13 protein-coding genes and 1 pseudogene are annotated in these 21,307 nt (G+C 53.6%); 3 read left to right on the top strand and 11 right to left on the bottom strand.

What is annotated here, in order from left to right; all coding sequences use genetic code 11:
- Nucleotides 1-307: 307 nt before the first annotated feature.
- From FHS18_RS08380 to FHS18_RS08335, 10 genes are all read right to left on the bottom strand, one after another.
- Nucleotides 308-988 (bottom strand): hypothetical protein, encoded by a 681-nt coding sequence (locus FHS18_RS08380; protein ID WP_183598961.1) that lies wholly within the window; start codon nt 986-988, stop codon nt 308-310.
- Nucleotides 989-1,091: 103 nt separating this feature from the next.
- A complete protein-coding gene (locus FHS18_RS08375) occupies nt 1,092-2,471 on the bottom strand; it encodes a sensor histidine kinase (protein WP_246427538.1) in 1,380 nt (459 codons plus the stop codon).
- Between the two features lie 17 nt (nt 2,472-2,488).
- Entirely contained in the window at nt 2,489-3,187 is a 699-nt protein-coding gene (locus FHS18_RS35125; RefSeq protein WP_183598959.1) for a response regulator, read from the bottom strand.
- 186 nt (nt 3,188-3,373) lie between these two features.
- Nucleotides 3,374-6,583 (bottom strand): type 2 lanthipeptide synthetase LanM family protein, encoded by a 3,210-nt coding sequence (locus FHS18_RS08365; RefSeq protein ID WP_183598957.1) that lies wholly within the window; start codon nt 6,581-6,583, stop codon nt 3,374-3,376.
- A gap of 96 nt (nt 6,584-6,679) precedes the next feature.
- Nucleotides 6,680-6,847, bottom strand: coding sequence for a hypothetical protein (locus tag FHS18_RS08360; protein WP_183598955.1), 168 nt, complete (start codon nt 6,845-6,847; stop codon nt 6,680-6,682).
- A gap of 229 nt (nt 6,848-7,076) precedes the next feature.
- Nucleotides 7,077-7,247 carry a hypothetical protein gene (locus tag FHS18_RS08355; protein ID WP_183598953.1) on the bottom strand — a complete coding sequence of 57 codons (171 nt, stop codon included), beginning with the start codon at nt 7,245-7,247 and terminating at the stop codon, nt 7,077-7,079.
- Between the two features lie 139 nt (nt 7,248-7,386).
- Complete coding sequence (locus FHS18_RS08350; protein WP_183598951.1) at nt 7,387-7,755, bottom strand: DoxX family protein; 369 nt, start codon at nt 7,753-7,755, stop codon at nt 7,387-7,389.
- A 178-nt stretch (nt 7,756-7,933) separates the two neighbouring features.
- Nucleotides 7,934-13,252, bottom strand: coding sequence for a glycoside hydrolase domain-containing protein (locus tag FHS18_RS08345; protein WP_183598949.1), 5,319 nt, complete (start codon nt 13,250-13,252; stop codon nt 7,934-7,936).
- Nucleotides 13,253-13,283: 31 nt separating this feature from the next.
- A complete protein-coding gene (locus tag FHS18_RS08340; protein WP_183598947.1) occupies nt 13,284-14,903 on the bottom strand; it encodes an S-layer homology domain-containing protein in 1,620 nt (539 codons plus the stop codon).
- Between the two features lie 25 nt (nt 14,904-14,928).
- On the bottom strand, nt 14,929-18,465 hold the full coding sequence (locus FHS18_RS08335) for a PA14 domain-containing protein (RefSeq protein ID WP_183598945.1): 3,537 nt from the start codon (nt 18,463-18,465) through the stop codon (nt 14,929-14,931).
- A 256-nt stretch (nt 18,466-18,721) separates the two neighbouring features.
- On the opposite strand from FHS18_RS08335, the gene FHS18_RS34870 reads away from it, so the two are divergent.
- The 3 genes and pseudogenes from FHS18_RS34870 to FHS18_RS34285 all read left to right on the top strand — a co-directional run.
- Complete coding sequence (locus FHS18_RS34870) at nt 18,722-18,853, top strand: hypothetical protein (RefSeq protein ID WP_281378690.1); 132 nt, start codon at nt 18,722-18,724, stop codon at nt 18,851-18,853.
- A 363-nt stretch (nt 18,854-19,216) separates the two neighbouring features.
- Complete coding sequence (locus FHS18_RS08330) at nt 19,217-20,230, top strand: hypothetical protein (protein ID WP_183598943.1); 1,014 nt, start codon at nt 19,217-19,219, stop codon at nt 20,228-20,230.
- Between the two features lie 24 nt (nt 20,231-20,254).
- A pseudogene (locus FHS18_RS34285) lies at nt 20,255-20,396 on the top strand (type I methionyl aminopeptidase); the annotation flags it as partial.
- Between the two features lie 40 nt (nt 20,397-20,436).
- Here the strand turns inward: FHS18_RS34285 and FHS18_RS08325 are convergent.
- Nucleotides 20,437-20,943, bottom strand: a complete 507-nt coding sequence (locus FHS18_RS08325; RefSeq protein ID WP_183598941.1) for a DUF4188 domain-containing protein — start codon at nt 20,941-20,943, stop codon at nt 20,437-20,439.
- Between the last annotated feature and the right edge of the window lie 364 nt (nt 20,944-21,307).

Raw genomic sequence — 21,307 nt, 5'->3', positions numbered from 1 at the left:
ACTTTCATGTAAGCGTTGTCACTATCGTTTAAAGGTATGAGTTAAGCGGTTAACTTTAGAATCCATTGTAGCACGTGGGCGGGGGAATCGGAACATTTTTAAGCGGCAAGTGTTGGGATATACCGTATGTATACAAGCCTGGAACCAATACATGGAAAACAAGGATCAACGAGGAAATCCTTGTCGTTGCGTGAAATTGCTCTTTGTTCGTAAATGCCAAAAAGGTCCAACCGCTTCTCAGTGGTTGGACCCTAAAGATTAAAATGTCTTACAAGTTGCGCTCATGGAATGTTGGAATGTTGCCCGTTCAATCCAACAGCGTGCTAATGCGAATACCCGCAATCTTGTCATCTTTGATGTGGAATGTCATGACATCCACATAATTTACCGGCTCGTATCGGAAACTATCTTCTGCGGCGGTCGCCCCGTCTCCCATCAGCTTTCCTTCCGGATACGCTTTAGTCAGCTCTTCGACACTGTCGCCGACTTTGATGTTTCGGATCGTGGCATATTTGGCATCGGTAATCTCAATCGTGGTGATACGGAATTCGCTTCCTTTGCCCGCGTCGAATGTCTCGATCTCAAGTCCCGGATATTGGTATAGGATCTTCGTGCGGCCAAGCAATTGATCCATATTCAAACCATCGTCTGCCGAATAGGTGTGGGACGTGATCTCTTCCGCCTTGCCGAATATACGTTCAAGCTTCGTTTGGTCAACAACGTCAGATAGAGCAACGGTCTGATCTTCATGCACAAAAGCGAGCTCGTTAAGGATCACGTTCCCTTCCTTGGGGATCGTGCCCTCCTTGATCACCTCGGAATCCGTGCTATTATTCGATGAATTGCCCGACGAATTGCTAGCCGCTGCGTTATTGGTTGTTGAATTGCCTGCCGCCGAATCTTCCCGTTGTTCTTGGCATCCCGCCAACAATGTCGTAGTCAGTACCGCGAGCAACACCACAGTTGCTGGTTTTCTCAATGCTTTCATAATAAATTCCCTCCATAATTGAATTTGTTAAGCCTTATGAAGTCATTTTATGAAAACAATTTATTAGACTAACAACAATCCTGTATCATTCTTGTAACTAACTTCAAGCTAGGGGAAGAATGATGGAGACGACGGTGCCCACGCCGATTCTGCTTTCAATGGTCAAGCGTCCGTCGAATTTCTCGACGATTTCTTTGCACATGGAGAGCCCGAGGCCTGAACCTTTGGCAGCATTCGCATTCTTCGCTCGATAGAATCTTTCTTGAACCCGGGCAATCTCATCCTCATGAATGCCGATCCCCTGATCGCTGATCCGAATAACCGCTTCCTTCTGTCCGACCAACGTTTCGATTCTAACCCGCGTGCCGGCATTGGAGTACTTGATGGCGTTATCTACAAGATTCGCAATGGCGTGCGTCATCAAGATTGGATTGACATCGATGAAAGCCGTTTTGCCCGGCTTGACTTCCAACGTAATTCCTTTGGTTTCGGCTTTGGAGCGCATCTCCGCTGCGACACGCTCGGTTAACGCGGACAAATCTGTCTTTTCCTTGCCTATTTCATCCGTTCCCGCCTTGTCAAATCGAGATAACGTTAACAGTTCGTTGATCAGCAGGGTAAGCCTGTCCGATTCATTCACGAGATGTGAATAGATTTTTTGCAAATTCTTATCTTCTGTCTCACCCTCGTACAAATATTGGGAGAACCCTCGGATCGCGGCAAGCGGCGTTTTCAATTCATGCGAGACATTGGAGACAAACTGTTTCTGATGCTGGATATAGTCGTTTAATTGTATCCCCATCTGATTTAATCCTGCCGCAAGCATCCCAAGCTCGTCTTTGCGGTTCAAGTGGACCTGCTGGAACTGCTGTTTGGAGAATTTCTCCGTCGCGCCAAGCAAATATTGGATCGGTTTGGTCGTATTGCGGGCAATGAATAAGCTTGCAAGCGTGATCAGAACAAGGAAACCTACTGCGCCGGCAATCAGAATCGTGCGGATTTGATCCATGGTCTCGTAAAAATAGGAAATGTCCTCCACAAACTCGAACGCATAAACATTTTCATAGTACATGTTCTGAATGGGTATCGCAAAATACAGCAATTTCGTATCGGCGACGGTATAAGCATAATTTCCCTTCAGGGCATTCTCGATGTTGCCCTTAAATATCAAAGGCGTGCCATTATGTATGACGATGCCATCCACCGCCAATCCCAATAACGACTGATTTCTATCGTAGATCCGCACTTCCTTGCCGGATGTTTTCAACCTCTCGAGCGCGGTTCTCGGCACATCCGAGACTTCACCCCCGCCCGTTGAACTTTCAGCTTTGGCGATGATTTCCCTAAAGGACAGCTCATACAAGTCGGCCTTTTCGATCATTTTCTTCTCTATGGTCTTGAAACTATAGTAGTCGATCGCCTTGTCCACGGAAACAATAATGATGGCAAAGGATAGGACGGAGAAGAATAAGTAAGTCAACAAAAGTCGGGTTGCGTAGTTCAGGTAGCGTCGCCTCCCAGCTGATAGCCGAATCCGTAGATGGTCTTCACGTACTTAGGGTTTTCGGCGTCATCCTCCAGCTTCCTTCTTAACCGCATGATAGTCATATCCACGCTGCGGCTGTCCCCCAGAAAATCATATCCCCACGCGATCTCCAGAAGTTCGTCCCTTGTGAAAATTTTTCCGGGTCTCTTGAGCAGCGTTTCGAGAATTTTATATTCTTTGGCCGTCAACGAAACCGGCGTTCCGTTCTTCAGCACCACTTTGGTTTCCAGATCAAACGACAGTTCGCCATAATGCATCTGGCTGTCTTCGCCGTGCCTATTCTGGTTGTTGTTCTCGTATCTTCTAAGCACCACTTTGATTCTGGCAATGAGCTCCCGATTATCGAAAGGTTTGGTCAGATAATCCTCCGCACCCAGTTCAAGTCCCAGCACTTTATCGATAATTTCGCTCTTCGCCGATAACATAATGATCGGAATCGCATGTTTCTTGGTCATTTCCTTGCACAGGTCATAACCGGAATAGTCCGGCAGCATCAAATCCAGCACGACCAAATCCGGCTTAAAGGAATCCAACGCCTGGAGTCCCGTAGCGCCATCTTCCGCTGTCTGCACCAGAAAGTTCTCCCTCCGGAGGACAAGCTCAATCAAGTCTCGGATAGCCGCTTCATCATCGATGACAAGAATCTTCTTCACTCGTGCCTTCCTCCCCTATGTACAATGATTCGGTTATCGCCTGCCCAATATCATGAAAATTCCGTTACGCCTTATCATAGCACGGCTGTGCGGGAATAAATGCAAGGATCAGGTAGAGCAAACGAATAGGGGACAAGATACGCCCCCTATCATCCTATTAACCCTCTAATGGTTCCGCAGCTTGCTCTAAACCTCAAACAGCAGCACCGAAGGGAACCGCTTCGGATCGGACAATCGCAATAACTCGTAACCGATACCCGATAAGCCTTGGAAGAAGCCGAGCGCCGGGCCGCCCGTGCGGGAATCCATCGTCAGACCGAAGGTGGCGGAATTCTTCTGCCGATTCAAGACCCAAGCAGTACGCTTCAACATATGCGCCGACAGCTCTTCATCTTGCAGCGCTTCCGAGGCGGACAGCAGGAAATCGATGCGCCCATAATGCCCGCAGCATAGATGGCAAGCGCCGCTCCATTCGCTCCCCATACTTCTCGTCAGAGCACGCTCCAGTCCTGTACGGTCCGTGAGGATATTCATCTGAAGGGCAGCCAGTCGTGCCATGCCGATGCCTGTCGCGCCATGACACCAGCTGTTCGCGCGGTAGTTAGGTTCATCCCCGCTCGCCGTTGCCCGGTAATCCGGCCAGTTCTCCCAAGCTTCCGAGTACGTATGGTCTTCATAGTCGAAAGCTTCCAATGCCGCTTCCAGATAGGAAGCGTCGGCTGTGGCCCGGTACAGACGGCACAACGCATACGCGATGCCGGAGCTTCCGTGCGACAATCCGGTCAGCAGGTATCCTTCGGGAAGCGGAATGGCTGCATGGTTCCATGCCCGGAAGCCTAAGTGACTAGGTACGCGCTGCTCCAACAATCGTTCCCCGCACCGGATGGCTCGTTCAAGATGCACCGGATTGCGCGTGGCATGGTGCAGCGCGAGCAAGGCGAGCAGCGCCCCTGAAGATCCGTACACGAGATCATACCGCGTATCTTCTTCAATAGCGGAATCCGTGATCAAGTCAGCGATCCGCTCTGCCTTGGCAAGGTAGCTCGCATCTTGCAGGAATCGGCTGATCAGGACGAAGGAATAGACGATGGAGCCTAATCCGGCGCCTCCTCCGATCCCCAGTTCTGTGGCGATGCCTGATTGTGGACGGTCTAATAAACCGGCGCATGTCGCTTCAGTTAGTTGGTGAACGAGGCGTTCGCTAGCCTGATCTCCCGTTACGCTTGCCGCGGCGGCTAAGAATAGCGCGATACCGGCGTTCCCCGAATACAGGTGGTGGATGTTGGTCAGCATCGCGTAACTGCTGCTGTTAAAGTCGAGATCGTTTTTGACCACTTCCGCAATATTGACGGCTTCATGGAGGCAATCCGCTTGCGATACGGGCAAGAGTTGGTCGGCAAGCGCGAAGAAGGTTTGATCTGACGGGAGCAAGGATTGCTCGATCGAAGCTTGTTTGCCGCTGAACGCATTCCGGATGATGGAAACTTGCTTGTGTCTATCTTGATCGCATAGCTGCCGCAAGCGAGCGCATACGCCGTCATAACCTGATTGGATGAATACGCACGGGATGATATCTCCCGTTGGCAGCGTCAAGGAGGTGCTCGTCGCGGCCACCGTAAAATACGGGATGTCCATTCGTTCCATTGCCAGATGCTCAGCTCGGATGAGCGGCCACAGTAACGGTTTGCGGGCAGAGCCAACCATAGCGCCAGCAAGCTGATCGAAGATGATGCTGCGTTGAATGCCGCCGCTCATCGATTCTGGATACAGGCTTTCCTTATAGAGCTGGTAGTAATCGCCGGTGCTCCGAAAAATATAACGTAACTTCTTCGTCCGGAACAACGTGAGCGGGCCGTCCGCGGCGAGCAATTCCTGCTTCTTCTCCATCAAGAGCGTATACATGGCTTGGAATCCGGCTGCGATCGCATCCTTCCATTCATACGGATGTAAGATTCGCGCGCCAAGATAAGCTGCGTTCTTCGAGCCAGGAGACTTCTGATACATAAAATCGCAGGTCATCCCGTCCGTATTGATGTCCTCCCAGACAGGCTCCTCGAAAGACGTCTCCATGGATGTCTCCGCGCCGAATCCGCATAAATCATGTACCTGTCCCTCTTCGTCCTCCATCATGGTCTCACTGGTTGGGAAGAGCCCCGTGTGAAGCACCGACGTCTGCCCGATGGCTGGCTGAACCGAGTCGAGACGCTCAGCGTCGCTCAGCGCAACCGCTTTATCCGGATAGAGCAGCATCTCCAGATCGATCGGAACGGGATGTTCGCCATGGGCAATGATGTTCTGGTAATGGAAGTCCGTGCCCTTCAGGACGTAGAGCATACAGGCAAGAGCTCCTGCCCGGTGAAAATAGCGGCCCGCTGCCTCTTCGCTATCGCAGGGCGATTGCTCGATAAATTCCATCCATCCGTATGCGGTGCGATTAAGTATAGTTGCCACATACAAAGCCGGCGATGCCCCTGCGACGTTCAGCCATTGCAACAGATGGAAGAAGGCTTCCTCCATCCCCAGGTCGCGAGGCTTGTAGACGACTTTCCCACCCGATGCGAACGTCAAGATGAATACGGATCGCCCATCGTGATGAAAGTCGGACAGATGCGGATCGACGGTAACCACTTGACCAAACACTTGGCTATGCTGGAAGACTTGTTCGAGATCCGGCAGGTCGGCTTCAAGCCGCAGCAATAACTCGTGAAGCGCGTCGACCCATTGGTCGCAAGCGACGGAGAGCGATTTGGCTAATACGGGGTAGTCGAGGAAGAAATCGGCGTAACCGCCGCCGAGCAGGTCTTTAATGAAGGAATCGTATTTCTTCCGGGAACGTTTGGTTCCGGTTCTCTTGCCATTGCGATAGCATTTGCGCAGGATGAACTCCCATTGGAAGGACTGTGCGCCGATCTGGGACAGCCGCTTCAGCAAGCTTCTCTCCAGCCCGCGTTGCGCGCTCTCGGATAGCAGGCCGTCCAGCAAACCCGCGGCTCGATCTTGCAGCCGCCGAACGGCCATATGAACGAATGGGGTGAACAACGGCTCGAATGGCAGAGGATCTTGCTTGTTCAGGAACCGAGGGGACACAGAGGCGGAAGGCGAACAGCTCAGCAACGTCTCTTCTAATGTGCGTACCCATTGCGGGAATTCCGCAGCGTCGCTCCATTCGGCTTCTTCCGATACAGCTTCGGACACCTGAATCGTCCATTGATCCCATTGCAGCCGTTGTCGGAACAGCAGCTCATTCTCGGGGGCGACGGCCTCTCTCCATTGGTCCGACTGTTCTAGCGAAACGAGTATGGATGGCGTCGGTTCCTTATCATTCGCATTCGACCGCTCATAGAGACTCCTTGCTCGATGCGCGATGGCTAGTAAAACCGCTTTATCAATTGCCAATCGAATCAACTCCCTAAGTCCCTCTATAACAAAGAGAGTGAACACGTTGCCATGTCCACCCTGCTTCTGTTGATCTTCACGCTTGGCCGTAATCCATTACACCGTGCACACGGCTGTGTAAAGAATCGACGTACAGCCCGGGTTCAGTCCGAGATTTTGACAGCCGCGGTTGCCTCTTGGCGCTCTCAGTCCGGATTTTCCTGCCACTTTTTTGAAAGAAGCTGCTTTTTTGCTCACTTTTTTGGCGCTTACTTTACGGTTCATAGCAATCCCCCTCACCTTGTCCGACGTTGTGTTGCATTATAGTTAATGCAAGAAAAAGAACGTGGGATACGGTAGAAATATCATAACGGCATGCTATTCTAGTAGATTTGGCACGTGCCCATTTGAGAGAGAGCCTGGAAATTCAGTCGAAGACGGATGAACGGCAAAGAGAGCGAACATGTTATCATGTCGCTCTCCATGGAGGATCGTGCTCGTATAACAGTTTGGATTAGAAATCTGTACAAACCGTCGTAAACAGAATCTCGATACAACCTTGATTCGCTCCGAGATTCCGGCAGTCCCGGTTTCTTCTTGGCGCTCTTACAGCGGCTTTGCCCGCCACTTTTTTGAAGGATGCCGCATTCTTGCTTACTTTCTTGGCGCTCGCTTTACGGTTCATAGCAATCCCCCTCACCTTGTCCGACGTCGTGTTGCATTTATAGTTAATGCATGGACAAGGAAAGAGGAACCTGCCGAATATCACAGCTTTCATCGGTTTCAGTAGAAGGGACAAGCCCGTTTAATAGAGATGGGACAACTTACCCGAAGACCGCGGACAGTTCGTCTGCGTACAAGAGCACGACGGCAAGCGCGATCAACAGATTCAAGATGGCAGGGAATGTCTTGCCAAGCGAATGTTTCACTCTCAGATGCGTAACAATCGCCACGAGCATCATAATGCCGATCCCGATTGCGGACCAGGCGGCAAATCCCGCATCCCAGTAGCCGATGACGAGCCCGATGGCGCCAAGGGCCTGGAGGTAACCCGTAATTAAGCGGAACCATTGCGGCAATTGAATGGATTCGAACAGTTCAATTTGATGTTTAGCTCCCGCAATCTTGCTTCCGCCGAAGAAAGCCATGGAGAATAGCAGCCAGCTTTGCAGAACGATGGCTAGAATATGCATACGAACGATCCCTCTTTCTATTCGTTATAATGGACACCATTTGGTGTCCTATTACATCATATACTGCCGGCAGGATTGTTGTAAAGCCTTATCTTGCAATTGTCGCAGGCGATTCTCTACAGGCAAAAAACTGGCGCCATTCTGGGATGGCGCCAGTTAACAGGCGATGATTGCAGGACTAGATGGATTTGCTAAACGTCATCTTGTCGAAGTTGCCCACGTACAGGAGGCTGGACGTCGTCGTGCCTTTGAACACGATGCAGATCGTCTGTTCTCCGGTGATGAGCTGGTCCAACTGCGCGGTCACGGTCTTGTAATTGTCCCAGGCTCCGCCCGTATTCGGCAGATTGACTTTCCCGATCACGTCGCCATCCTTGCTGTTCAGTCGAATCTCAGCAACGACGTCGTTCGGCGCGCGGTTGGAAGGCGAGTCATAGTCGATCGCGATCGTGTTCTTCCCCTGCTTGCCGAAGTCGGCTTTATAGGTCAGCCATGCGCCGGTGAACGTGTTGCCGACGACCGTTCTGCCGATCGGAGACGGCCGTGCCTCGGTCTTCAGCGGGTTGCTGTTGAAGGTGTTCTTATCCGGCGACCAATCGAGCCGATTCTCGAATTCGAGCGTGACATCGGCTTCCGTCTGTTGGCCGGTCAGCGAGAAGCCGGCGTTATCGAAGTTGCCGATGTATTTTTTGCCCGTCTCGCCTTCTGCCGCGCTACCAGTGAACACAAGGTACAGATCTTGAATACCCGTCACGGTCTCCGTCAGATCGGCGGTAACCGTCTGATAAGTCCCCCAGCTGCTAGCCGTCGGCGGCGTCGCCACCGTACCGACCAGTTGGCCGCTTGGGCTGCCGAGCCTAACTTCCACGGCGGCATTCGCGATCGTATTGGTCGAATTGCCCGCATACTCGATGGCGAATTGGTTCACGCCTTGTTGTCCGAAGTCCATTCGTTTGTATGCGAGCCATGCCCCATTGAACGTATTGGCAACTTGCTTGCCAACGCCGCCTTTGCCCGCTTCGGTCTTCAGCGGACCGCTGTTCGACGGGTTCAGTTCCGTCGTCCACTCGTCATAGCTCTCGAGTTCAAGCTTCGAATAATCGCTGCGAACCGCCTCATAGCCGAGCGTCAGCTTATCGAAATTGCCGATGTACGGCAGCGAGCTTGTCGTAGCGCCTTTCATGACGACCGCGAGCGTCTGCGCTCCGGTTACGGTCCGGCTTAGCTTCGCTTGGGCTGTGCTGTATGTTCCCCAGCCGCTGCCCGTGTTCTTCAGGTCGGCAGTGCCCAGAAGCTCGCCTGTTTCGCTGCCGAGTCTGACTTCGAGTGTGCTTCCTGCCGGCGTTCTGCTCGTCGGCGCATCATAAACCACCTGAATCAGGTTGGATCCAGTCGTGCCGAAATCGACATTGTAAGAGAGCCACGCCCCAGTGAACGTATTGGCTACGACGGTCCCGCCATTGCCCGCTTCGGTCTTCAGCGGCTGGCTGTTGAAGGCATTGTTCGCCGAAGTCCAAGCTGCGCGGTCTTCGAACTGCAGCACCACGGTGTTCTCAGGCACCTCCGGTTCTTCCGGTTCGGTCGGTTCTTCCGACGGATCCGGCAGCGGCAGCGGCTCCGGGATCGGATCCGCAATCACCGGCGGACCTTCCGGATCCGGCTGGCTGCCAGGCTCGGCCTGCTGCACGTAAGGATCCGCAAGCCACAGCGGCGATGCGTAGATATCGCCGTCGAAGGCATTAACCAGATACACATTCACTTTATAGTTGTCCGAGTTCAGATTGTAGATCTGGGAGATGCTGAAGCTTCCTTGCTTGATCGGCACCGCGCTAGATACCCAAGCGCGTTCTTGGCCGTCCATGAGCTGGAAGACGACGACGGCCGAATCGCCGTATTCGCCTTTCAACGTACCGGTCACATCCACCGATAGATTGCCTTTCTGCTGGAGGTTAACCTTCAGATCATACACATCCCACTTCACGTCGGAGGTATAGGCTGCGTTCGAGCGCAGAACCTCGCCTGCAGCGCGGTTCAAGGCGATATTCTCCTTCACGCGCACTTGAATGGCGCCTGCCGCATAATGAAGCGGTCCGACGGTCTGCGGATTGGCGCTGGCCGTTCTCCACTTAGCGCCGCCATCGGTGCTGAATTGGTAGTCCGTCGCGGCATTGATGCCGCTAACAGGCGTCCAGCCGAAGGTGTTCGCCTTGTCGTCCACGACAGGATTGGTCGGAGCAGCCGGCGTCGCCAGCTTCCTGACCGCCTCGAGGCCGAAATCGAACGCCAGATCCGAGCTAGTGCCATTGACCTGATGCACCTCGGCAGCCAAGACATTTTCCCCCTCGACCAAATAGGCCGGATCGATCAGGAATACGTTGCGATCGCGTTCATCCCCGACGGTCGCATTGGCATACGTGTCGTACTTGACCGTACCTGTTGGCATATTGGTGCGAATCACCTCATGGCCGTTCAAGTACACGACTGCGCCGTCGTCGCGGATCAAGCTGGCATCCAGTTCAAGAATGCCGTCAATATCCTTGGCGTCGAACGTCTGGCGGAAGTACGTCGTCGGATACTTGCTGCTCGCGTTCGGCCCGAAGCTTACCTTCGTCACCGGTTTGCCATAGTTATCGTACCCGAGCATCGCAGGACCGGAGTTCCACTTGCTGTCATCGAAGTTCAAATCGGTCCAGCCTTCGCCGGCAGATTGGCCTTTGTCGTAATAACGCCATGTCGATTGCTCCGCAACGAGCGGTTCATGCGCCAAGTTGTTATCGATGTCGGCCGAATAATCGATCGTCGTCGGCTGCGCGCTTGCCTTCGCGCCCCAGTTCGTGTTCGGCGTGCTGTCCATCTGGAATTCCAACGTGCCGCCTGCCATCAGATCTTCGTACGAAATCCACGCTTGATCGAAGTCGCCGCCGTTCAGCTTCGCGGACTGGATAAAGCGGTTCTCGCTGGATACGTTGTCCGCCTTGATCGTCAGCGTCTTGCCGCTGCCCATATGCAGCTTCACTTCGGAGAAGATCGGCGAGCCGATCAGGAAGTGCGCTTCGCCCGGGTTGCCCGGGAATAAGCCGAGTGCGCTGTATACGTACCAAGAGGACATGCCGCCTGCATCATCGTCCATCGAAGGCAGGTAGCCTTCCGGGTCGTCACGGTAGATGCGCGATTGGATCGGATACGCATATGCGCCGTGGTTATGGTACTTCTGCGTCACGACTTCCGTCGTATACTCTCTTGCATAATATTGAGTCAGGTAAGGATAACCCAGGTAGTTGAACAAATAAGGAGCGAACAAGTCTTCCTCATTGACGGCCATGTATTCATCGATCGCGAAGAAATGCTGCAGCTGCTTCGCCATCTCCGTCTTGCCGCCCATCAGCTCCGCAAGACCGTTGATATCCTGCGGCACGGACCAGCGATACTGCCACAGATTGCCTTGGTAAGCATAGCGGTCTACCGCTAGAATATCGCCTGCGCCGACCGTTGTGCCGTTAGGCGTGAAGAAGCCGGTCTTAACGCCCTTCTCATCCACTTGATTCGGATTCCATAGCTGCTTATAAGACAAGGCCAGGTTCTTGTACTTCTCATACGTGGCCTCATCGCCGATCAGCTGCGCCAGCTTCATCGGGAACGACGCGCTGTTGTACTTCTCCAGCTTGCCGGAGATCTCTCCGTCGCTGATCGCGAAGTTATCCGCATCGACGGCCATCCCTTTCAGCGCCTTGTGCACGTCGAAGTCCTGGAAGCCTTTGGCGTACGCATCCAGAATGACGGCGCCGTTAAACTCGTTGCGTACGGTTGGGCTCGGCCAATAGCCATCGCCCCACTGGGTGTAAGAGCCGCGCGTGCCGTACAGATCGACGAGCGATTTCACCATGTTGTTATAGCGCTGCGGCTCGAGGAGCGAGAACAGCGGATATTTGCGGAAATCATCCCATGTCGTCCAACCGTTGTAATACTCGAAGTCTTCACCGAGCTCCGAAGCTTGACGAATCGTGTTCTCGTCTCGTCCCGCCTTGAACGTACCTGCCGAGCTGGTCACGTTCTTCGGACTCAAGTAGGAATGGTACATCTGCGTATAGAACACGCGCTTGTTCGTTTCGTCTGCATCCGTAATTTCCACTTTATTCAGGGCGTTGCTCCAAGCTGCTCTTGCCTCGGTATGCCGCGCCTCGAAATCCCAGTCCGCATACTCGCCGCGCTCGGCTTGCGCCTGCTGCACGCTGATCGTCGACAGGCCGACTTTCGCTTGAACCGTCTTGTTGTCCTTCGTGTTGAAGTTCAGCCATACGCCGCTCTTCGTGCCGGCGCGCTGGGCTGCCGCACCGACCGAATCGTTCTGCCACGAAGTATAGGAATCGAAGTTGTGGTCGAACTGGATCGAATAATAGATCGTGTAATAGCCATGTCCGCACACGTTCTGGGATTTGATCATCCCGGTAATTTCATTCGTGCCGACAACGCTTAAGTTAGCATCCACCATACCCGCGTACGAGTTGGAGAGGTCGACCAGCACCGAACCCGTATTCTCCGCATTCGGGAACGTATATTTGTGGAAGCCTACATTGTCGGAAGCCGTCAGCTGTACGCCAACGCCGGAGGCGAGCGTTACACCGTAGAACCCTGCCGATGCTTGTTCGCTGAGCTTGTCGTACTTCTGCTTGTAGTCCGCGACGTTGTTCGTGAAGTCCCGCGTCTGCGGCATCATCAGAATGTTGCCGCCCGCGCCGCTGCAGCCTACGCCGCTGAAGCGAAGATGCGAGAAGCCCTTCAGGTACTTATTCTCGTAATAGTAGCCGCTGAATGCGCCGCCCTCGCTGTCCGGACCGAGCGATACGAGGCCGAACGGCGTAGATGGACCGGGATTCGTCTGGCCGTTATCGCCCAGCGTATTGATGAACGGATCGACATAGTCGATCGGCGCCAGGTTTGTGATTGGGTCCGCCGGTACCTTGTCCGCGTCTACCCCGTATAGTTCCAATTCATAGATCCGCGCGATGTTGCTGTCATATGCGGCTTTGTCGATATACAGCCGGACATAACGCGCCGAGAACGGCTCCACGAAACGATCCACGATCGTCTGGGCGTTGTTCGTCACGACGTCAACGTCCGTCCATGTCGTACCGTCATCGCTCTTCTGGAGGCGGAAGTTCTTCGTATTCCAAAATGGCGCGTTCGAAGACTCGTTAATGGCCGCATTCTGCAACACCCATTCGTTGATGTTGTAGACGTTGCCGAGATCGAGCTGCAGCCATTTTTTGGCGACGGACGTATTATCGCACCACTTCGTATCGCTCTTGCCATCGATCGCATGGGCCGCACTCTCGTTGGCGTTGCATTGGCCGGAAGACGTCGCGGTCGCGCCAAGCGCCACGTTCCGGGTTGCCGCAACATCGGCGGAGGCTGCAACTGCGATACCTTCCATAACCGGCAGCAGCATGTTGTACACGAACAAGAATGTCATAGCAGCTGCGAACAGCTTTTTCCACATGTGAATGTCGTCCTCCCTTCGCTTGTCTTCCTTAAGTTCCTGCAGGCAGCAGCCGGTTGATCATCACGGCCGCTTCTGCCCGCGTTACGGATTTCTTCGGATATAACTGCTGTCCGTTGCCTTCGATGAGCCCCTTCGACCAGGCCTGATTCACAGCCTCGACGGCCCATGCCGAGATCTCGTCCGCATCGGAGAAAGCCGGCTTTCCTTCGTTAGAGGCGGTCAAATTAAACTCGCCGGCTGCCCGAACGAGAATCGTGATCGCTTCTTCGCGCGAGATTATGGCATTCGGCAGGAATTCGCCGTTATTGCCCGTGACGATGCCAAGCGCAGCTGCCTTCGCTACGGCGTCCGCATAATACGACCCTGCTGCGACATCGGTGAACGATGCTCCGCCTGCTTGAACGTCCACGTTGCCTGTCCATTCCAAGCTGCGCATGATCATCGTCGTGAATTCAGCTCGCGTAATTTGCCGAGCTGGGGCAAAGTGCTGCTCGTCCACGCCGGTTACGATATGTCTCGCCGCGAGCGATAGGACCGATTTCTCCGCCCAATGTCCCTTCAGATCCGCGAAACTCTTCGTATAGTCCAGAACCGCATACGTGGAGAAATGGTTCGTCCGGAACGTGAAGCTGCCACCATCTGCCGTACCGACCACATACTCCAATTGGTTGCCGTTCACGTAATACACGCCGGCAAGTCCGCTTGTCACCGAGCGTTGCTGGTCATCCGTCAGCTTCAGCGTGACGGTTGCTTGTTGATCCAATTGATGCACCGCTGTGCTGCTGCCGCCTGCAACTAGTTGAATGTCAACCGAGATGGCCGCTCCGATGAAACGATATCCCGCATAGGCATTCGCAGCCTGATTAATCTGCTGCTTCACCTCATCGGTAAGCGCAGTGTTCACGACAATGCGGATCGTTCCGGCTTGTCCGCCGTTAGCTGCAGACGAAGCTGCGCCTGCAGGCAGACGGATCGAGCCTCCGCCGAATACGAGGATGAGATCGCGTTCGGCCGAATTCAACGCGCTCAGCGCTTGCGCCGGAAACTCCAGCGTGTAGTCCGCCGTGCCCGCATCGGCTGGCAGTTCAACCGTGACTGCATCCCGCGCTTGCGCAATTGCGGCGGCAAGCGTGTCTGCGCCGAATCGGAAGCTGCCATCTGCCGCTAATTCGGGCTCAATGACCGCATTCGCGGTTTGTCCGGCATCGGCAGGAATGGGGCTCGAGCTGCCGGGAGGCGACGTACCTTCGTCAGGGGTGGTGCTTCCTCCGTCACCTGGGTACAATCCGCCGACATCGCCTCCGCTTAATGTCTCCACGACGGAGAACGACTTGGTCAGCGTAGCGGAACTGCTGCTAGCAGCCACGCGATAGGTGCCGTACGGCGCAAAGTCCGCAGACACGGGAATGGTAATCTTAGCCGCGTAGCTGCCATTCGCGGGCTTAATGACATCCATATAAAAGACAGTATCGTTGGGACGTATAATCTTCACGACAACGTCGTCCGCTGCCGAACCGGAAAGCGTAATCTCTTCGCCGCGCAGCACTTTCCCCGCGCTCACATCGAGCGTGAAGGAAGCCGCCGCGAATCCCGACACCGGCGTCAGAACGAAGAGCAGCGCCAGCATAGCTGCCAAAACCTTTTTCACCTTAGCAGTCCTCTCTTCTCATCCATTATTGGAGTTCAATGGGCCTTGCCAGTTGGACTGGCGTTGTAAGCTTGCTGTTGAATTGATCAACGACGAACACCTTTACGCTGTAATCCGCGTCGGTCTCGTTGAAGTATTGCGTAATGGCCATCTTCGTCTGCTTAAGCGGAACCGCGCTGATCAAGATCGGAGTCGGGCTGGTTCCCTTCACGAGTTGGAAAACCAGGTAGGCTTCTTCGTCGTAACTAGTCAGTTCCTCTACGTTCACCGCCACTTTGATCTGATCGCCGCGTTCGATCGTTCCCGTGAGCAGGAACGTATCCCGCGTATCGTTCTTCGTGTAGGCCTTGTTCGAGATAAGCGGCGTTCCTGCCGAAATGCCCAGCTCCGCTAGAGCGGCAATGCGTACCTGAACGGCACCGGAAGCGTAATCGCCATTGGCAATCGGCTGCGGATTGGCTGTCGCCGCCTTCCAGGTTGCGCCATTATCGAGGCTGTATTCATAGTCCGTTACGTCCGCATAGCCTGGCGCATTCGTCCAGCCGAACGTATTGTGCGCGTCGTCCACTACAGGCGCTGTCGGCGCAATCGGCGTATTGCCCGCGCTCGTCACGGTCGCAGGGGCCGAGTTATCGCGTTTGTTGACGGCCTTCACCACGAATTGATACGCCTGATCGGGGTTGGTACCCGTAACGGCATATTGATAATTCGTCTGCCCGTCCGTCACGGGGACATACACGTTCCAGTTCGCGCCAAGCTTTCCGTTCGTCTCATAGATTCGGAATCCGCGAATGGCGTTGCCTGGCTGATCCTGCGGCTTCGTCCATGTCAGCACCCGGTTCCCGTCTTCCGATTGCGCCGCTGCCAATCCTTCGACCGGATTCGGCTTCGTGTCTTCCCTTACGATGGTGTAAGCATCGAACGGTACATCGTCGCCGGATTGATAGGACGTGATGGTGAAACTGTTCTCCGTTAACTCGACGCCGGAGTAGACGGCTTTCTTCGGCTGCAAGAAGACATCCGTATAGAAGTGATCCACGCCGTTCTTGATGTCATAGAATTTCGTCGCCGCGGAGTTGTTGATCATGTAGAGCGTGCCGTCCGGATTGAGGACATTGCCGTCAGCATCCTTCTGAACATCTTTAATCGGCTTGTTGTCGTACATTTGGAACGAGCGCATGAACGTATGATCGTGTCCTTGCAGGACGACGTCGATGCCGAGCTCGTCGAAGACGGGATACAGCATCTCGCGCAGTTCGAGAATGTCGCTGTCTAGAGCATGGTTGCCGACGGAATAGATCGCCTTATGGAACGCCACGATCTTCCACTTCTTATCCGTCCGCGCGACTTCGTGCTTCAACCATTCGATCTCCTGCTTGAACGATGCCTTCTGACGGTCATCCCAGCCCATATCCATCGTGTTCAGCACCATGATGTGCGCGTCGCCATAGTCGTACGCATAGACGCTGCCCGGCGGCAGCGGGTCATCGATCGAGTTGTTCGGATAATGGAAATGATAATAGTAGTTATCGTTATAAGGGCCTTCGTGATTGCCGACAGCGGCCATCAGCGGCAGGTTCATCAGCAGTTTCTGCGGTTTGCCGAAGTAGTCCAACCATTGGGATTCAAGCGCTCCCGCATCGACTTGGTCACCGGTCATAAGCAAGAACTTCGAATCCGGGAAACGCTGAGTCGCTTGGTTCAACGTATCGGCCCAGACCGTGTAATCTTGCGAGTTCGACCCTTGCGAATCCGTTAGATACAAGAAATGGAAGTTTTTCTCCTGCTCGCCTTCCGTCGTGAAATAACCGGCATCGCTCCAGTTCCCGTCGGAGCCGACGCGGTATTTGTAAGCTGTGCCCGGCGTCAAGCCTTCGACCAGCACCTTATGGCTGATGAACGATCCGGTCGTGCTGCTCGTGATCTTGAGATTATTCAGAATCCGCGTCTCTTCCGGCTTGCCTATGAAACGCAGCACGTCCGGCGCGTCGAATGTCCCGATCGCAGGCACAACCTCGACGATGCTGTCCGTCGCATTGGCCGGCGCACTCTGAGGACGGTTGTAATTCGTATACCATGCGAACGACCGGTTCGTCTTCGCGCTGCCGTAGAGCGACATGGCGATGGCGATCGGCGAGTAGTCCTCCACGTTGGATAGATTGACAGGCGTAAAAGCAAAACCGCCGATCACCGTTCCGTCGGCATATTGCATGCCGGCTTCACTGTCATAACGGACCGCAATTCGCTGTCCAGGGAGGATGGCTTTCGCAAGCTTCAGCTGCAAGTTGGACGTAGTGGCCTCAATGCTCTCGACCGCAACGTCAATCCCGTCTGCCGTCACGGCGATATGTTTGTCCGCTTCGGCAGGAAGCGCTGCGAGCTCCGACAGCATCGTAAGCGTAAGTTCATTGCCTTCGGCTGCTACGAAGCCCGACGCTGCGCCCGTATAATCCGCAGGAAGGAAGAAGGCATTGCTCGGCACGATTTCCTTCGCGATCGTCGCTGTCGACCAGCGCAGGTACAAGTTCGCGCCGCCGTAATCTTCGAAGTATTCGATTTTCATCTTATATTTACGGCTGCCTTCCAGTTGGATAGGTACGCTAATCTGCTCCTTATCCCAGTCATTCACCCAATGGTCGATGACAAGCTCATCGTCGATCCACAGTCGGAATCCGTTGTCGCCCATCATGTAGAACGTATACTCACCGGTCTCTGGCGGCATGATCTGTCCCGACCAGCGGACGTTCGCGCCATCCTCACCGCCTGTAGCGGTCGCCAAGATCGGATTGAGATCCGTGAAATTGACGAGCGGATCGATCATCGTCGCTTTATAGGCGCCGAAACCAAAATTGTTACCCGAGCCCGTACCCGCGTAATATTCGGCCAGCAAGCCGTTCACGTTACCGACGGCCGATTGCGCAACGCCGGCAGGAAGCGCAATCGGATCAGCGGTTACACCTGTTCCCGGTTCCTCGGACTGATCTAGTGCGAACCCGAAGGCTTGGAATTCGTAAATCTGAGCTGCGTAATGACCGGTCTCCTGATCAAGGTCGCCCGGGTTCGTTATCGCAAGTTTGAAATATCTTGCTTGGACCGGTTCCTCAAGATCATGCGTTGTCAGACCGGAAGTATTCCCCGTGACCGTAACAACCGGAGTCCAAGTCTCATCATCGCTGCTTGCCTCAATCGTAAAATCCTTCGTAATGAACGATTCGAGTTCACCGCCCGCGCCCGCATGGGCAACGATGAACCGTTGTACGGTAACCTCCGAACCGGCATCGACCTTGAGCCAGTACGGTTTATCCGCTGCAGGCAAGCTGACGTCACCCTCAACCATCCACTTGCCGCTGTCAAGATGGCCGTCGATCGCGAGATCCGGCGCAACTTCCGTCGACACGTATCCGTTGGCCGACGCGGTAACCCCCGGGGCCGCGAACACATTCACGGCTGCCGTCTCGGCTTCCGCGCGCTGCACAACATAATATCCGGCTGACGCGAATACCGACACCCACAGCATCAACACCACCAGCATGCGGTTGGTCAGCTTCATACTTCTCCTCACTCCACTTTCCCCTCCTACTAATGTGATTTACTAACTTAATATAAGGCTGCGTAAAATGAAATTCTGTTCAACTCTGTTATCGCAGCGTGAAACAATCGTAAACAGGAAAGTGGATTTCTCGACAAAAAATGCGGAGCTACGCCGGAATCGCTTCGTTTTCATGTAGATAATGGAAGTTACATAGATATATGTAAGCATTTCAGAATGGTAGTTTAATAAATTAACTTTCATGTTTAGAAAGTTTTAACATAGGGTTATGAAACCGGAGAGCAAGGAGCTCCTTGCCGAGGAAGGCACGATTACCGCTTCCGGCGACCTCGCGACAGTGCAAGCGCTAGTCGAGCTGCTCGATACATTCGACGGGCAGTTCCCGATCGTATTTCCTTAAGATAACAAAACAAGCTGACACCGGACATGACCGGCGTCAGCTTGTTTTGTTATGATTTCGCTTTCGGAATCCTAGTATAGACAGCTCATCATTCATACGGAACCATCGGAGAATGAACGATAGAATAAAACCACCAACATAATAGAAAGGGGATACAACAAGTCATTACGATTAGTATGACAACTGCTTTGCTTTTTATTGATCTCTTCATTTTTAACCTCCGCGTCAGCTAATCGCTTGGCTACTTCTTTGACGAATAACCGTGAAACTTTGTTGCGTTATGTTGCCTGTCAGTTTTATTCTCTTCCAATTTAAGGAACATAATTCTTGCTTCCCTCGTCTATGAACCAGAGGTGATGAGAGATGGATTCAAGACGTCGACGGATAGCCACGGGAGCGGTGCTGCTCGCGTTCATCGTATTTATTGGCTGCGGGCCAAAGAACGAGTTAGGAAAGGAACTATCGGTTGCCTTACCAGATCAGGCCGCCGGCAGCTCCGTTGCGGAGACTCCCGCACAGACAGCCGCCAATGGGACCCCTCCTGCTCAACCGGCAGATGAGCCGCCACAGGATAGGGAAGATTTATTCCCAGGCGGCGTCTCCTACTATGAAGGCTCCGACCGGATGGACAGTCTGGAGAGCGGGAATACGCCAGCCTATTTTAAGAAAGACACGATGCGGCCTTACGGCTTCTACATTCCCGAAACAATGAAGGAGATTAAGCAGGAAGAAGGGTTAGCCTGGGGGAAGGAGGATCCGAAGGTCGAGCTCTCGCTCCTTGACGCGGATAAGGTCCCTTCAGAGATCTCCTACAGCAGCTACATCAATCCCCTGCTGTCTAAGTATCATGAATATGTAGGTACGGAACGAGGCGAGGACGGGATCTATACCGATTACATCTTGCTGACAGACCATGGCCGCAGTTTTGCTATCCGACTCCGCTATCCCGGTGAGGACCAAGCCGCCGAACTTCCCGATCTGCTCGCCTCCGCCAGGTCCCTCCGCTATGTGGCCGATCCCGCCGCGTTCCAGCCCGGCATGGAAATCGAATTCCCGCAAGGTGAGAACGAAGAGGAATCCGATATCTATCAACTTGTGGAGGAATGCCTGCGGGCGATCGCGTCCTCAGACAAGACTGCCTTCCGCAAGACGCTGCAAACGCCGCACGCCGATTACTATGATTACTTGCTGGAGCACGAGGGCTCGTATCGGTTCACCAAGCTGGAGTACCCGATCTCTTACCCTCGTGATACTGCTAGAGCGGATGTCGGGATCGAATACGAATTGCTAAAGGACGGTATTGTTCGCCAAGCAGGTTATACCATCTCCCTTCTCAAGGACAAGGAAGGCCGTTGGTATATCGCGACCATTGACTAGGAGGCATTTGTTGCATTTCTTCGCCACGGCTTCGGCGTCGTGCGCGACCTTCTCGCGCATGGCATCGGCCGGCGAAGGCCCCCGTATTAAGGGAGGCATGGTGTTCACGATCGAACCCATGATCATTAGAGGCCGACCAACGAGATGGTCGGCCTCTTGTTTAGATATTTGCTGTTTCAGCCGTAGGAATCGCTGACGATTGACGGTTAATGAGGGTTTCTTGGCGTCGGTACGGCGGGCTCATTATTCCCGCCCATGCGGCGGCGCGACGTTTCCATATGCCCAACAGCCGGTACATGCTCCGACACCTTCGCGAGCCCAAACACCGGCATATTGCCGTATACGCACTCATATTCACCCGATCGGATTTTATAGGTTTCATGGTAGATTCCGACGGATCCATCCGTTCCGACCTTGCGATTAAAATTCCTCCATGCTATAAGATGCTGCCCACCGCGGGCATAAGCCTCCAGTTGCTCATAAGATTCCCAATATTGGAGTAGATGGACGCTGCGCCATCCGAACATAAACTCCGTGCCGCGGAAGCCGAGCTTGCGATTGGTATAAAGTTCCTGCAGCATGGGCCCCATTGCTTTAAAGACCGGCAACCACTTATGTATGGCCCAGAGCCGATTGATTCGCATGCCTATTATAAAAACAACGAAATCCCCATCCATACGAGCTGAGTATCTTCCTGAAATTACTTTCGCCATTACATTTCATCTCCCTCAAGTGAATTTATTTATTAATAAATAAATAACCTATCCGACGTTTAGTTGTCAACTATTTTCTTCCAGTCATTGTGACCAGCTGGCTTATGTAATTACGAGCTAACGTCACTAGTTAGCGTAATCTATTGGGCAAACAACTGATACAAAGCAGCTTTATGATTCGTTACCTTGACGGTCATGAGGGTGAAAGTGGAGAAAAGGTCTGTTCGTGGCCGCTTAAGGACATAACCCAAGGACCCCTCCCACCCTAAAAGTAAAGCGGAAGGGGCTAGGCTGGGAACGCGAGGTCAATCAACCGAGGTATAAGGACGCTGGCTTCCTCGTTCATTATAAAGCTCTCCCCATT

Source organism: Paenibacillus phyllosphaerae (genome assembly GCF_014192105.1).
Taxonomy (GTDB): Bacteria; Bacillota; Bacilli; order Paenibacillales; family Paenibacillaceae; genus Paenibacillus_Z; species Paenibacillus_Z phyllosphaerae.
This window is presented reverse-complemented; position numbering and strand designations above follow the sequence as displayed.

What these genes read in the sequence shown, in the direction of transcription:
- FHS18_RS08350 (WP_183598951.1), bottom strand. Translation starts at nt 7,755, where the DNA reads ATGCATATTCTAGCCATCGTTCTGCAAAGCTGGCTGCTATTCTCCATG.
- FHS18_RS08380 (WP_183598961.1), bottom strand. Translation starts at nt 988, where the DNA reads ATGAAAGCATTGAGAAAACCAGCAACTGTGGTGTTGCTCGCGGTACTG.
- FHS18_RS08355 (WP_183598953.1), bottom strand. Translation starts at nt 7,247, where the DNA reads ATGAACCGTAAAGCGAGCGCCAAGAAAGTAAGCAAGAATGCGGCATCC.
- FHS18_RS08325 (WP_183598941.1), bottom strand. Translation starts at nt 20,943, where the DNA reads ATGGCGAAAGTAATTTCAGGAAGATACTCAGCTCGTATGGATGGGGAT.
- FHS18_RS08345 (WP_183598949.1), bottom strand. Translation starts at nt 13,252, where the DNA reads ATGTGGAAAAAGCTGTTCGCAGCTGCTATGACATTCTTGTTCGTGTAC.
- FHS18_RS08330 (WP_183598943.1), top strand. Translation starts at nt 19,217, where the DNA reads ATGGATTCAAGACGTCGACGGATAGCCACGGGAGCGGTGCTGCTCGCG.
- FHS18_RS34870 (WP_281378690.1), top strand. Translation starts at nt 18,722, where the DNA reads ATGAAACCGGAGAGCAAGGAGCTCCTTGCCGAGGAAGGCACGATTACC.
- FHS18_RS08360 (WP_183598955.1), bottom strand. Translation starts at nt 6,847, where the DNA reads ATGAACCGTAAAGTAAGCGCCAAAAAAGTGAGCAAAAAAGCAGCTTCT.